Source organism: Paenibacillus sp. 05T425, assembly GCF_056396205.1.
Genome location: NZ_JBFTLA010000017.1, coordinates 39540 through 53078, shown reverse-complemented (window position 1 = coordinate 53078; position 13539 = coordinate 39540). Strand labels below are relative to the sequence as shown.

13 protein-coding genes are annotated in these 13539 nt (G+C 50.9%); 10 read left to right on the top strand and 3 right to left on the bottom strand.

Translation table 11 applies throughout. From position 1 onward, the window contains the following. Positions 1 to 18 precede the first annotated feature (18 nt). Positions 19 to 1872, top strand: coding sequence for an oligopeptide ABC transporter substrate-binding protein (locus AC1DF0_RS28010; RefSeq protein WP_477576655.1), 1854 nt, complete (start codon positions 19 to 21; stop codon positions 1870 to 1872). A gap of 105 nt (positions 1873 to 1977) precedes the next feature. Here the strand turns inward: AC1DF0_RS28010 and AC1DF0_RS28005 are convergent, their stop codons facing one another. Further along, entirely contained in the window at positions 1978 to 2328 is a 351-nt protein-coding gene (locus tag AC1DF0_RS28005; protein ID WP_477576653.1) for a hypothetical protein, read from the bottom strand. Positions 2329 to 2463: 135 nt separating this feature from the next. Between AC1DF0_RS28005 and AC1DF0_RS28000 the strand changes: the two genes are divergently transcribed. From AC1DF0_RS28000 to murI, 5 genes are all read left to right on the top strand, one after another. Further along, on the top strand, positions 2464 to 3135 hold the full coding sequence (locus tag AC1DF0_RS28000) for a hypothetical protein (protein ID WP_477576651.1): 672 nt from the start codon (positions 2464 to 2466) through the stop codon (positions 3133 to 3135). Positions 3136 to 3318: 183 nt separating this feature from the next. After that, positions 3319 to 4524: an MFS transporter gene (locus AC1DF0_RS27995; protein ID WP_477576733.1), complete on the top strand. Its 1206-nt coding sequence runs from the start codon at positions 3319 to 3321 to the stop codon at positions 4522 to 4524. Between the two features lie 200 nt (positions 4525 to 4724). Continuing rightward, positions 4725 to 5348, top strand: coding sequence for a C40 family peptidase (locus AC1DF0_RS27990; protein ID WP_477576649.1), 624 nt, complete (start codon positions 4725 to 4727; stop codon positions 5346 to 5348). A gap of 113 nt (positions 5349 to 5461) precedes the next feature. After that, positions 5462 to 7219: a methyl-accepting chemotaxis protein gene (locus tag AC1DF0_RS27985; RefSeq protein ID WP_477576647.1), complete on the top strand. Its 1758-nt coding sequence runs from the start codon at positions 5462 to 5464 to the stop codon at positions 7217 to 7219. 129 nt (positions 7220 to 7348) lie between these two features. Beyond that, positions 7349 to 8137 carry a glutamate racemase gene (gene murI / locus AC1DF0_RS27980; RefSeq protein WP_477576645.1) on the top strand — a complete coding sequence of 263 codons (789 nt, stop codon included), beginning with the start codon at positions 7349 to 7351 and terminating at the stop codon, positions 8135 to 8137. 56 nt (positions 8138 to 8193) lie between these two features. Here murI and AC1DF0_RS27975 read toward each other — a convergent pair whose 3' ends face one another. Beyond that, entirely contained in the window at positions 8194 to 8958 is a 765-nt protein-coding gene (locus AC1DF0_RS27975; RefSeq protein WP_477576643.1) for an exodeoxyribonuclease III, read from the bottom strand. Positions 8959 to 9093: 135 nt separating this feature from the next. Between AC1DF0_RS27975 and AC1DF0_RS27970 the strand changes: the two genes are divergently transcribed. From AC1DF0_RS27970 to AC1DF0_RS27955, 4 genes are all read left to right on the top strand, one after another. Continuing rightward, entirely contained in the window at positions 9094 to 10494 is a 1401-nt protein-coding gene (locus AC1DF0_RS27970; RefSeq protein WP_477576641.1) for an aldehyde dehydrogenase, read from the top strand. Between the two features lie 93 nt (positions 10495 to 10587). Next, positions 10588 to 11334: an RNA polymerase sigma factor gene (locus AC1DF0_RS27965; protein ID WP_477576639.1), complete on the top strand. Its 747-nt coding sequence runs from the start codon at positions 10588 to 10590 to the stop codon at positions 11332 to 11334. A gap of 101 nt (positions 11335 to 11435) precedes the next feature. Continuing rightward, positions 11436 to 11846, top strand: coding sequence for a VOC family protein (locus tag AC1DF0_RS27960; RefSeq protein ID WP_477576637.1), 411 nt, complete (start codon positions 11436 to 11438; stop codon positions 11844 to 11846). Between the two features lie 16 nt (positions 11847 to 11862). Further along, the gene (locus AC1DF0_RS27955; protein WP_477576635.1) at positions 11863 to 12291 is read left to right on the top strand and encodes a DUF6157 family protein; all 429 of its coding nucleotides are present in this window, start codon (positions 11863 to 11865) and stop codon (positions 12289 to 12291) included. A 334-nt stretch (positions 12292 to 12625) separates the two neighbouring features. On the opposite strand, the gene AC1DF0_RS27950 is transcribed toward AC1DF0_RS27955, so the two are convergent. Then, a complete protein-coding gene (locus AC1DF0_RS27950) occupies positions 12626 to 13525 on the bottom strand; it encodes a DMT family transporter (RefSeq protein ID WP_477576633.1) in 900 nt (299 codons plus the stop codon). Positions 13526 to 13539 lie beyond the last annotated feature (14 nt).

Genomic DNA, 13539 nt, shown 5'->3' with positions numbered 1-13539 from the left:
CGAGGAGGAGAAATTGTTATGAAGAAGAGGTTACGATCTACAAGGTTGACATTGCTTCCGATGCTGCTCGCGCTGTTGGTATTTGTTGCAGCCTGTTCATCCGGCAACGGGAACGAGAAGAACGAGCCGACTCCGGCGGATAGCAGCAACAAGCCGTCCCCTACGGAGGAAGTGAAGGAAGCAACGCCGGAGCCCGATGACGGTCTATACTCCATAGAGGATTTCAGCAACGTGAAGAAAAACGAAGGCACGGCGATCGAGAACGGCTCGCTGACATTCGGCCTTGTATCCGATACGCCGTTCGAAGGCACTCTTAATCCGGTCTTTTACTCGGGTGATCCCGATTCGCAAGTGCTTGCTTGGTTCGATGAGTCGATGCTGACTTGGGACGAAAGCTACGTCTTCACGAACGACGGCGCAGCCACGTACGAGGTGTCGGAGGATGGCCGTACATTCACGTTCACGATCCGTGACAACGTGAATTGGCATGACGGCAAGCCGGTAACGGCTGGGGATTGGGAGTTCGCGCATCTCGTCATCGGCGATCCGAAGTACGACGGACCCCGCTACGATTCCACGTTTACGAATATTGTCGGCATGAACGAGTATCACGAAGGCAAGGCTGATAAGATTTCCGGCATCGAAGTCATTAACGACAAGCAGCTCAAGATTACTTATATCGAATCAACACCGTCCTTGCTGACGGGCGGGATATGGACGTCTCCGCTGCCTAAGCATATTTTCCAAAGCATTCCTGTCGATAAGATGTCTGCATCGCCTGAGGTGCGCGAGAAGCCGATCGGCTTCGGTCCGTACAAGGTGGAAAGCATCGTTCCAGGCGAATCGGTCGTGTATACGAAAAACGCGGACTACTGGCGCGGCGAACCTGGACTCGAGAAGGTTACGCTTAAAGTCATTAATCCAACGACAATCGTACAGCAGCTCGAGAGCGGTGGCGTAGATCTCGTCGACTCGTTCCCTGTTGATCAATACCCTGACAATGCAGGCATGTCGAATGTAGAGTTCCTTGGCAATGTTGACCGCGCCTATACGTATATCGGCTTCAAGCTTGGCACATGGGACGCGGAGGGCGGCAAGGTTGTGCCTAATCCGAAAGCGAAGATGGCTGATATTAATCTCCGCAAGGCGATGTGGCATGCGGTCGACAACGATCAGGTCGGCAAGCAGTTCTACCACGGCTTGCGCTGGAACGCAACAACGCTTATTCCGCCGTCGCATCCGGAGTATCATGATTCGTCGAATGCGGGCTTAGCGTACGATGTGGATTTGGCTAACAAAATATTGGACGATGCCGGTTATAAGAAAAACGGCGATTTCCGCACGAATCCAGACGGAAGCGAATTGGTCATTAACTTCATCTCCATGACTGGCGGCGACATTGCTGAGCCGCTTGCACAATATTATGTGCAATCGTGGAAGGCAATCGGGCTTAATGTGAACCTGGAGATGGTCGAGTTCAACACGTTCTATGACCGTGTCGGCGCTAACGGCGAGGACGATCCGAAGGTAGACGTCTACCAAGGCGCATGGGCGGTTGGCATCGACGTCGATCCTTCAGGCTTGTACGGACGCGAAGCGATCTACAACTTCCCTCGTTATGCGAGCGACAAGCAGGATGAACTGCTTAAGAAGGGCTTGTCGAAGGAAGCGTTCGACGTCAAAGTACGCCAAGACATTTATAAAGAGTGGCAGAAATTAATGGTAGAAGAAATTCCGGTATTCCCGACGCTGTACAGATCGGTGCTCGTGCCTGTCAACAAACGCGTACTCAACTATGCGATCGGCGACGGAACGGATTTGTATTTGTACCAGGTCGCAGTATCCCAGGATAAACCGTTTGTTGCCGAGTAATAAGCCGTTATAAAAGAACGCCGGCCTGCTCCGATCGTGGAGAGGCCGGCGTTTTATTTTCTTGAACGAAATAACAGGAATATATACCGATAATATGGCAATCGGTTAAAGAGGAATGCGATATTCAGAATACTCCTCGATGATATGCTCGCCCTGTTGGTAGATCCAGCGGAAGGTGAACTCATCGCCCGTATAGCCAGTACGGCTTCTAATATCCGGCAGGATGATGCTCTCGAAGTTCGCGACAATCGTCTGTTCGATTTCCTTCAGACGCTCCGTGTTGGCGATGCTTTGCTGCTCCGCTGCTTCGTCGGATGAAGCGGTTTGTCTGTAATAAGCGACCGTGACTTCATGGTCGCTGAGTTCTTCGGGCAGCGGATGTCCTGATCCGCGGAAGATTTCTCTTACCGTGTCCAGCCAGTCTTGATGCAGGCGAATCGTTATGTTGGATTTCATCGTTAATCTCCTCTCGGCTATAAAGGTCAAGCACTTTTCATGTTTTATTATTTTAACATAATCATCAGGGTATCGCAGAGATTAGCGTGAAACAAATAAGGGAAATGCGCCGTCTGATAGTTTGAGGTGATTGGATTGAACAAGAAGCTAACGGCGGTCATTGTTGCTGTAGCCGTATTATTTTGCATAGGGGTCTTGAAGCCGGCAAAAGTATTCGCTTGCTCGTGCGCAATGGCGCAATCCGCAGAGGAGCAAGTAAAGGATGAATTGGAGCGGAGCAGCGCGGTTTTCGCAGGTAAAGTACTAACTGTGACGCAGCCTCCAGAAAAGGAAGTCATGTCATCCGCTGATCCGGTTGAGGTTCAATTCGAGGTATCCGAGGTGTGGAAAGGCGACGTTCAGGAGCGTACGGCAGTGTATACGGCGCTTAGCTCGGCGAGCTGCGGCATTGAGAATTTCGTAGAAGGAGCGGAATACGTCGTATCGGCTTATGACAACGAAGGCGCGCTTCATACGACCATTTGCAATATGACGAAGCCAGTGTCTGCGGCAGGCGAGGAGCTTAAGGCGCTTGGAGAAGGGAAGCAGCCGCAGCCGATTGCGATGAACGTTAAGAGGGAAAAGAACGAAGAAACCGAGGTGCCGTTAAGCGCAGATGGCGCAGCACCGCCAGATACGGCGGCAGATGACGATGCAGCTTCTGCTCGTACGAGTTCAGGTTCAATCAACTATATGTTAATAGCTGCTTCGGTGCTGCTCATTGCCGCGGTAATGATTATGTGGGTGAGAAGGAATCGCAAGCAATAAGGATAGGTTGGGGATAGTCCGGGATACCGGGCTATTTTTTTATATTATTACAGTCCAATGTTTAGTTGCCAAAATAACAAGTTGTAGGCTATCATAGTCAAGTTGTGCTTAAAAAGATAGAGGTGCAATAACGACTACTTATATCAGATAACAGAAAAGAGAGAGAAGCAAACGGATATGGATATGCAGATGAATCATACTGTCCAGCAGGGAACAAAACCTGCGGGATCAATCATGGCCGCAGTGTTATCGCTAACCCTCGGCACCTTCGCGTTCGGAATGACCGAGTTCGTCATTATGGGCTTGTTGACCAATGTTGCGCAGGACTTGAATATTTCGATCGCCAGCGCCGGTCAGCTGATTACCGGTTATGCGCTGGGCGTAGCAATCGGCGGTCCGATTATGACCGTGTTTACGCTTCGCATGCCGCGCAAGCAGCTGCTCTGCGCCTTGCTCGTTATTTTCATTGCCGGCAACGCGCTTGCGGCACTCGCGCCTAGCTACTCGGTGCTTATGCTGGCAAGAGTGCTTACGTCGCTTGCTCATGGCACGTTCTTCGGCGTCAGCTCGGTAATCGCAGCTGGGCTAGTAAGCCCGGAGAAGCGGGCCAGCGCTATCGCGTTAATGTACATGGGACTTACGGTTGCTAATATTATTGGCGTTCCGCTTGGCACTTATATCGGCCAGCAATTCGGCTGGCATTCGACCTTCGGGATCGTGTCCGTTCTTGGATTCCTAGTTGTAGCGGGAATTCTTCTATTCGTGCCGAAAGTGCCGCATAACCGCAAAGTAAGCATCGGCAAGGAATTGAGAATATTCGGGAATAAACAGGTGCTGCTTGCTTTTTTCGTAACGGTATTCGGATTCGGCGGCGTATTCACGGCATTCACTTATATCGATCCGCTGTTGCAGGAAATTACCGGCTTCAGTGAACAATATGTCACGGGGATCCTTATTTTATTCGGGATCGGGATGACGGTCGGTAATTTGATTGGCGGCAAGCTGGCCGATTGGCGGTTAATGCCGGCTTTGATGGCCTGTCTCGGGTTTCTAGCCGTCATGCTGTTCATCTTCTTCTTCGCGGTGGACAACAAAGCGATGTCGGTCATTACGATATTTATATGGGGCATAGCTTCGTTTCTGATCGTGCCCGGCTTGCAAATGCGTATTATGGATATGGCGAAGGACGCTCCGACGATGGCATCTACGGCTAACCAATCGGCCTTCAACCTCGGCAATGCGGGAGGAGCCATTATAGGCGGCCTTGCCGTGAACGGGATTGGCCTTCATCATGTGCCGTGGATCGCGGCGATCGTGACGATAGGCGGACTTGCCCTAACGGCGATCAGTTACAGCTTGGAACGGAAGCAAAATAGCAAGACGGCTTAGCATTAGCGGCTGAAAAAAAGAGAACAGGACAAACAGCTCATAGGCGCTGCTTCGTTCTGTTCTTTTGCTATGTCCTTACAAGGTACTACACATAGTTGGTACTATTCGCGCGGGGAGGGCACTGGTATATTCATAGCAAATAGAGCGCAGGAGGCAAGAACCGGCGCACTTCATCCTATGAATGAGAAGAGGCGAGCGCCGTGGAACAATGCCAGGGTCCGAATAAAAATATTTATGTGCTGTTGACGAATACGGGTACGCTGTTCACGAGACTCATTAAGGCTTTTACCGGCGCTCCCTATAATCATGCATCGTTAGCGTTCGACTCGGAGCTTAACGAAGTATACAGCTTCGGACGCAAGAAGCCGAACAGTCCGCTGCTGGCGGGTTTCGTTAAAGAGAATGTGTACGATGGCGTTTATCGCAGTCATCCAGGGACTAGCTGCACGCTGCTCCGCTTGCGCGTGACTGATAAGCAGTATTCACAGATAAAGCAATTTGTTTCTAGTATTGCTCAGAATAAGGATGATTACCATTATAATCTGCTTGGTGTTATCAGTATTTTGCTAAAGGTTGATTATAATCCCCAGCATGCGTATTTCTGCTCGCAATTCGTGGCTGAAGCGTTGAATAGAGGCGGTCTCGAGCTATGGGAGCGTCCATCCAGGACAGTGACGCCTGATGACTTCCGTCAGCACATCGATATGGAAGCTGTTTACGAAGGTCTATTGTACGACTATCCGATGCTTGATGAGCATAAAGTACGCTGGGCGATTGCGAATCGGATCAAGACGGCTAAGGCTGCTACAGTTGCTATGGAATAATCTGCTCGATAAAAAGAGGGTTTTTATGCCATTTGTCGAAATTCATCGAATGAATTTCTATTTGGAGAAAACAAACCCACTATCGTACTTAAGAGCAGGAGAGGGAAAACAGCATGATTAACTGGTTTCGCAGAAAGCTGATTGGCCGGATTTTGGTCGTAATGGCGGCAGTTATTGTACTCATCGTTGCAGGCAATAGCGCCATTCAACTGCACAACACAGGCACGGCGGTAGAAGGTGCGATTAGTACCTACAACATGAATATCGCGCAAAATTACGTGACGCAGATTGATGTCGACAGCTACGCCGATTTTATCCAGGATCCACAGGAAAATGAATTGTATTGGAAGCTCCGTGAGGAGCTTGATCGATTCCGTCTGTCCATTGGCGCGCGTTACGTCTATTTCGTGAAGGTGGAGGCGGATAAGGATCCGCTGCTGCTTATAGACGGAAGACCGAAGGGCGATCCGCTTGCATCGCCAATTAATGAAGTGACCGATATGCCGGCATCGGCTATTAAGCTCGTGCTGGATGGACAAGCTGCCAGCTCTGATCTTATCGACAATCCTGAATACGGGACTTACATATCTGCATTCGTACCCATGCTGGCTGCAGACGGTACGTTCATTGGAGCGCTTGGCATCGATACCGATGCTTCGGTTCTGCATCAGCTTACGAACGAAGTAACGAAGGACAGCATACCGTTATATGCGGCCATGCTGCTCCTTGCTCTAGCGGCGCTTGGCGTCATTATGTGGTTCATCGCGAGAACGCTCCGGCCGCTTCAAACGATTACGGCGAGCGCGAACAAGATGGCGACGGGCGATCTTGCGGAAGCGAATCGGATGCTGCTGGCACATCCCGTGAAGTCAATCGATGAGATTGGCAGTGCGTACGAAGCGATGCTGCTCATGTCGGGTCATCTGAACGATAAGATCGGCGACATCGTTTCCAAAATCGCACACACATCGGATGTTGTCGCCTATTCTTCCGAAACCTTCTCCAGCCATGCGGACCAAATCTTAACGATGGGCGAGAGTGTGAGCGGATCCATTCGTCATATTCATGAAGGCGCTTATGCCCAAACGCAGAGCGCGCAGGACAATGCCGTCGCCATGGAGGAAATGACACAAGGTATTATTCGTATATCGGAGTCGTCGGCAACCGTATCGGATGCCGCGGTACAGGCGCTGCATACGGCGCAATCCGGTCAGACGACCATTAATGAAATGAACAGGCAAATGCTTAGCATTTCCGAGACGGCGCAAGAGACGTTGACTATTGCGAAATCTCTACAGCAATACACGAGCGAGATCGAGGGCTCGTTAGGCGCAATTAGTGAATTCGCCAATCAGACGAAGCTGCTCGCGCTTAACGCATCGATCGAGGCAGCGAGAGCAGGCGAGCATGGGCGCGGCTTTACCGTTGTTGCGGCGGAAGTCAGGAAGCTTGCCGAGGCGTCGGATGTAACGGTACGGCAAGTGACAGGGCTGCTCGGTAATATCAGCAAGGAGACGGGGCGAATCAGTGAACAGATGGATCGAGCCGCCTCGGAGATTGGGGCGGGGGCGCGCTTGTCGCAGGAGGCGGAGCAGGCCTTCATTCATGCCGTCTCGGCGTTCCATCTCGTGACCGATCAAATTATGGAAGTATCTTCGACGGTAGAGCAAATGTCCGCAGGCTCGGAAGAGGTGGCGGCTACCGTAAGCACTATGGCCAGTGTGGCCGGAGGCGTATCGGATCAGACCAAGCAAATTCAAGAGCTGACGGAGCTGCAGCTGGAAATGATTAAGAAGGTATATGACGATTCCATCGAGCTGAAAAGCAATACATCGCGCATGAGAGAGGCGATCTCACAAGTAAAAGTATAGTCGGGCTATTAGCGCGTGAGTCTTGCTGGAAGACTCTGTTCTTGCCTACTGAGGCAAGTCGCGCTATGCTGAGAGGGATACTAGATTGTAGATGCTTTTCTCACTACATACGTTAGGAATAGATAACCTATGACGATTGGTTTTTTTGATTCGGGTATTGGCGGGTTAACGGTATTATCGGAGGCGCTGCGGCGCCTTCCCGCCAACGATTATTTGTATATGGCGGATACGCTTCACGTTCCTTACGGCACGAAGCCGATGGAAGAGGTAAGAACCTATATTGTTGATGCGATCGAGTCGATGGTAGCTGTAGGGATTGATGCTCTTGTCATTGCATGCAACACGGCGACAAGCATTGCGGTAGCGGAGCTTCGCGAGAAATATTCATTCCCCATCGTAGGAATGGAGCCGGCTGTTAAGCCTGCGGTTGAGATGAACCGGGCTACGGGCAAGCGGGTACTCGTATTCGCGACGCCGCTCACGCTGCAGATGCCTAAATATTATGCGCTCGTGTCCCGTGTAGACGAAGAGGGCATTGTCGATTCTTTGCCGCTGCCTGAGCTCGTCGGCTATTGCGAAAGCTTACAGTTCGATACGGAACTGATGCGCGAGTATTTCCGTGGCAAGCTGGCAGGTTACGATTTGAACCAATACGGCATTATCGTGCTGGGCTGCACGCATTATCCGTTCTACCGCTCTATCCTAAGACAGGTGCTTCCGCCTCATATTCAGATCGTGGATGGCAATGTAGGGACGATTAAGCGGCTAACGGCGCTTATGAATCGGTTCGGCATAGCGGAGAGACATGGAAACGGCAGCGTAAGATTCATGTGTACTGGCGGAGAGGAAGCCTATCTCGACAAAATGCGTTCCGCTTTAAACTTCTATCAAGAGCAGTACATGACGAATGAGCTGTAAAAGAGAATAGGCCGAGCGAAGCGGACATTAGCGTCCTTGCTTCACTCGGCCTATTTTTATTGTTCCAGTCCATTAACCTGCAGCACAACCGGACAATGATCGCTGCCCATAATGTGGCAGTCAATCTGTGCATCCACAAGCTGTGGAGCAAGTTTTGTTGAAGCAAGGAAATAGTCGATACGCCAGCCCACATTCCGCTCCCGTACTTTCGGCATATAGGACCACCAGCTGTAGACGTCGCTAAGATCGGGGTAGAAATGTCTGAACGTATCAACGAAGCCGCTGCCTAGCAGCGTCGTCATCTTGCCGCGTTCCTCGGCCGTGAAGCCGGAGTTGCCCATATTCGGCTTCGGATGCTTCAGATCAATCTCTTGATGGGCAACGTTCAAGTCGCCGCATACGATGACGGGCTTTAACTCGTCAAGCTGCTTCAAGTATGTGCGGAAGCGCTCTTCCCACTCCAGCCTGTAATCAAGCCTGGACAAGTCCCGTCTTGCATTAGGCGTATACACATTAACTAAGTAGAAATGCTCGAATTCAAGCGTAATGACGCGTCCTTCGAACTCCTCGTCCTCTTCCAGTCCGTAGCGGACGGAGAGCGGCTTCAGCTTGGAGAAAATGGCTGTTCCCGAGTAGCCCTTCTTCTCGGCATAGTTCCAGAACTGGTGATAATGCTCGCCGATCTCCAGTTTAATTTGCCCTTCTTGCAGTTTCGTTTCTTGAATGCAGAACAGATCTGCATCCGTTTCGTTGAAGTAATCGATGAATCCTTTGCCTACGCAAGCCCGTAGRCCGTTAACATTCCAAGATATAAGCTTCATTATGAGTGCGCTCCTTACCGTGCGATTGTAGCTATGTCTAGTGTAACATAAGTAGCGCTGAAATCGCTTTAGTCTAGCAGACACTTGTAGTATGATGAAGCTAACAGAACAGGTTCGGAATAGGAGGATTGTCGTATGGAGCAGAGCAATACCGTTGTGGAATTGGATACGGACCGAATCGTCCAGGAGCATCGCCGTTTTTTTCATAGTGGAACTACGAGGAGCGTTACTTTTCGGCTGGAGCAGCTGGGGCGTCTGAAGGATGCGATCGTTCGAAATGAGAAGCTGCTATTCGATGCGTTGCATAAGGATCTTCGCAAAAGCGAGATGGAAGCCTACGCGACAGAGATTGGCTTAGTTCTCGATAGTATTCGCTATACGATGAACAATCTGAAGCGCTGGGCGAAGCCTCAGAAGGTGAAGACGCCGCTGTTTCTCATGCCGTCCACGAGCCGGATATTAAGTGAGCCCTACGGTACGGTACTGATTATAAGCCCTTATAACTATCCGGTATACTTGTGCATCGAACCGATGATCGGAGCCATTGCCGCAGGCAACTGCGTCGTGCTTAAGCCGTCAGAGATGACACCGAACGTATCGGCGGCGCTTCGACGTATCGTTACCGAGACATTCGATGAGTCGTATGTGCGCATCGTCGAGGGGGAGCGCGAGGTTACGAGCGCTTTGCTGGCGGCGTCCTTCGATTATATTTTTTTCACAGGCAGCGTGCCTGTCGGCAAAATCGTCATGGAAGCGGCCGCTAAGCAGTTGATTCCGGTAACGCTTGAGCTGGGCGGCAAAAGCCCGGTTATCGTTGATTCATCGGCCAATCTGAACGTTGCGGCCAAACGTATTGTTTGGGGCAAGCTGCTTAACGCGGGGCAGACCTGCATTGCGCCCGATTATGTGCTCGTCCATGAGGATGTTAAAGATACGCTTATTATCAAAATGAAAGAAACGATAGCCGCATTCTATGGCGCGAATCCGGGATTAAGCCCTGACTTTGGACGCATCGTGAACGAGCGGCATTTTCACCGCTTGGCTGCAATAATCGATCAGGATCGCGCGAATGTCGTTGCAGGCGGCAGGGTAGACAAGGCTGATCTCTATATCGAACCTACTTTGCTGGCGGCAAAGTCATGGGACGATGCGGCGATGTCGGAAGAAATCTTCGGACCGATTCTGCCTATATTGCCTTTCCGGCAGCTGGAAGAAGCGATCACGCAAATTATTGACCGTCCGAAGCCGCTTTCGCTTTATCTATTCACGGAGAGCAAAGCGGTAGAGCGCGAGGTGCTTGAGCGCGTATCGTTCGGCGGCGGCTGCGTGAATGACACGGTTATGCATGTATCGAGCGCTTATATGCCGTTCGGAGGCATCGGTCATTCGGGCATCGGCGGTTATCACGGTAAGTATAGCTTCGACTTGTTCTCGCACAAAAAAAGCATTTTGAAGAAAAGCACGAGGATCAGCATTGAACTGCCTTACCCGCCCTATAAGGATAAAATGAAATGGCTGCGTAAGCTGCTGAAATAGATTGAATTCGTTAAGAAGCCGGAATGATCTCATTAAGAGCATTCCGGCTTTATTGCTGCTTGCGTTGAGTTTATACTATACTAATTGGTAATAATGGAAATGAGGAGAGAGTCGCAATTGGAGGAGAGGCTTGGATTCAGCAGCTTGAATGCTCGGCAATTGCAAGATCGAATCTATCGATATTGTGTGCGTATAACGGGGGATACCTGGGAGGCTGAGGACTTGAGACAGGAGGTCCTGCTTAAGCTCTACAAGGCTGTGGAGAACCAGCCATCTCGCGAGATTACGAATGCATATATGTATCGAATCGCCCTTAACGCATGGCGGGATAAGAAGCGTAAGCAAGGTTCGACTCGGCTAGAGGCTCTTGAAGCTGCTGGGCTTGATAGAGGCGAGCCGGATATGCGGCTGGAGACGCGAGAGCTTCTGGAGACGTTGGCTGATCGGCTGTCCCCTCGCGCACTCGTTATTTTGCTGCTCATGGATGCATTCGGATTTACGGCCAGGGAGACGGGGGAGATGATCGGCGCAGCTGAAGGAGCGGTGCAGGTCACGCTCGGCCGTGCGCGAGCCAGACTGAAGAAGCTGGCAAGTCGGTTTTCTTTCGATAGAAGCGGGAGTGGCCTGGAGCGGACGAAGGCTGAGCAAGCCGAATACGGGCGGCTGGACTTCGAGGCATTGGTTGAAGCGTTCCGAAGAAGGGATGCGAAGGCGATATGTCTTTCCTATCGCGGTCTGGTACAGCAGCAGGCTTTCGTCAGCAATGTTCAGCTTGTTGGCGGCAAAATGTATTTTCACTTTACTGACCCGGATGGAAACCGGTTTATGGTGACGGGGTAAATACAATTGTCATTTTTTGGTGCTCTGTTTGGTTTTTGAATCGGCATACGTTTATTTCATGTAGGTCTAACCATAATGGGGATATAAGAGGAGCGATAGCGATGGCGGTTAAAGAGCTTGGAGGCGTGTTCGTGCATGTAACGAATCTGGAGAGATCGATTCCGTTCTATGAGGCGCTTGGTCTGAGGCTGAGGGGCATTGAGGACTGGAATCCAGGTAGAGGCGCGACTTTCTTCATCAGCCCGGAGCATGACGGCTGCCCGCTTCTGACCTTGGTTGAGTCCGAGCACGTACAGGTGCTGAAGCATCCGCCGTTCAATCTGAACTCGGTGAATGTGAAGGAGATGCATGGCGAGCTGATTGCTAAGGGAATCAAAGTATCCGAGCTTGAAGAGTGGACCTCCCCGTGGAATCATCATAGTCTATTCGATGCGTTCGATCCGGACGGCCATATGATCTGTCTTATTGAAGTTACGCCGATCGAACAGAAGCAGCATGCGCTAATCGAATAAGCGGAGGGCTATTGAAATGAATATGAATTATTATAATACGTTCATAACGGTGGCAGCGGATTGCCCGGTAGAGACGGGGATCATCCCGCCGGATAAGAAGGACGGCCGAACAAAGCCCAGCCTGGAGTACGAGCTGGCAGCGGGGCAGCCTTATCAATATACGCAAGAGGAGCTGCTCTTTGAAGTGTATGTGCGGCATAAGCAGATAGCGGGTGAGGAGCTTAAGGAACGACGTCAGGAGTTATGGGATGGTTTTTTCGGCAAATCGCAGGCTTGTCTGCGTGCATCCATGCTGCCAAAGAAGTACGGCTGGGGCATTCATTTCGACGGAGCCGGCAAGCTGGCGCTTATTCCGAAGGAGTCGGAGGCGTATCAGCAATACATCGAGAATGAGAACGGCGAGCTGAAGGTCGTAGCGGCGATGAGGAGCAGCAGAGGGAAATAAGATGGACGGTAAAATAAAGACGATTATGCAATAGCGGCGTTTCGTTAAACTAAAGGGCAGTATCAGCTCGTAAAAGTTAAAACCATTGCTTTAGCTTCAGGAAATCGAGCTAATGCGTTGGTTTTATTGTTCTGTAGCGAAAGATCTATGGATGGACTACATATGGCGGTATTTCCGTCAGAATAAAGCTAAAAACTAGCGCTATTCCACCAAGTTCAGGTGTGATGAAGTGAAATAGAGCTAGAATCCAGCTCTATTTCCTATATAGCTCATGTAAGGGGCTCCTACTGATGTGTACAAACGCCAATCTACTAGCATTCGGATAATTAAGCCGTTATGTTTTCTCCTTGCCATGCCGGATGAACATCCACACGCCGAAGAGAATGAAGACGCCGGCAGCGAGCTGATACGCCGACAACGATTCTTTCAACAGCCACCAAGCGAGCAGCGAGGAGATGACCGGTTCGCCGAGTACAGCCATGGATACAGCTGCGGCGTTCATATATTTGAGCAGCCAGTTGAATAGATAGTGACCAAATAGGGTTGGTACAATGGCCAGCAGCAGGAACAAACCCCACTCGCGTCCGCTGTAACCGGTAAATGGGTTGCCTAATACGACATTGTACAAAGCAAGCGACGTCGCGGCAAGAAAGAAGACAGCGAAGTTGTAGACGAAGGCGCTTATTTCATTCCGCAGCTGCTTGCCGACGAGCATATGGACAGCAACTGCTGCGGCGCCAAGCATGGATAATACATCGCCAAGCAAAGCGTCGCCCGAGAGGCTGAAGTCGCCTGCTCCAATGAGAACCGAGCCAATTAAAGCGATCCCGAGTCCCCAAAGCATCATTCGATTCGCCTTCGTACGGAACAGCCAGTACGAGCCGAGCATGACGAGCAGCGGTTCAAGGGTCAGCAAGACGGTGGAACTGGCAACGGTTGTAAGGCGAAGCGAAGCCATCCATAGCAGGAAATGAGCGCCAAGCATGACGCCTGATAAGGCGAGTAAGCGCCATTGCCGAGTGCTAAGCCGCATGAATTCATGCCTGTACTTCCAGACGAATGGGAGCATGAGCAGATTGGTCAAGTACAGCCGGTACATCGCGATGACCGCGACGTCCGCCTCTGACCACCGAACAAATATAGATGAGAACGATATGGCAATAATGCCAACGATATAAAGCAGATCATAGATGGCGTTGCGCGAGTTTGGTTTAGCTAGTGTGATGTCAGTCATGATAGTCGATTCTC

Excerpts from the sequence above, each read along its gene's own strand:
- AC1DF0_RS28010 (WP_477576655.1), top strand. The coding sequence starts at position 19 with ATGAAGAAGAGGTTACGATCTACAAGGTTGACATTGCTTCCGATGCTG.
- AC1DF0_RS28005 (WP_477576653.1), bottom strand. The coding sequence starts at position 2,328 with ATGAAATCCAACATAACGATTCGCCTGCATCAAGACTGGCTGGACACG.
- AC1DF0_RS27995 (WP_477576733.1), top strand. The coding sequence starts at position 3,319 with ATGCAGATGAATCATACTGTCCAGCAGGGAACAAAACCTGCGGGATCA.
- AC1DF0_RS27985 (WP_477576647.1), top strand. The coding sequence starts at position 5,462 with ATGATTAACTGGTTTCGCAGAAAGCTGATTGGCCGGATTTTGGTCGTA.
- murI (WP_477576645.1), top strand. The coding sequence starts at position 7,349 with ATGACGATTGGTTTTTTTGATTCGGGTATTGGCGGGTTAACGGTATTA.
- AC1DF0_RS27970 (WP_477576641.1), top strand. The coding sequence starts at position 9,094 with ATGGAGCAGAGCAATACCGTTGTGGAATTGGATACGGACCGAATCGTC.
- AC1DF0_RS27965 (WP_477576639.1), top strand. The coding sequence starts at position 10,588 with ATGGAAATGAGGAGAGAGTCGCAATTGGAGGAGAGGCTTGGATTCAGC.
- AC1DF0_RS27960 (WP_477576637.1), top strand. The coding sequence starts at position 11,436 with ATGGCGGTTAAAGAGCTTGGAGGCGTGTTCGTGCATGTAACGAATCTG.
- AC1DF0_RS27955 (WP_477576635.1), top strand. The coding sequence starts at position 11,863 with ATGAATATGAATTATTATAATACGTTCATAACGGTGGCAGCGGATTGC.
- AC1DF0_RS27950 (WP_477576633.1), bottom strand. The coding sequence starts at position 13,525 with ATGACTGACATCACACTAGCTAAACCAAACTCGCGCAACGCCATCTAT.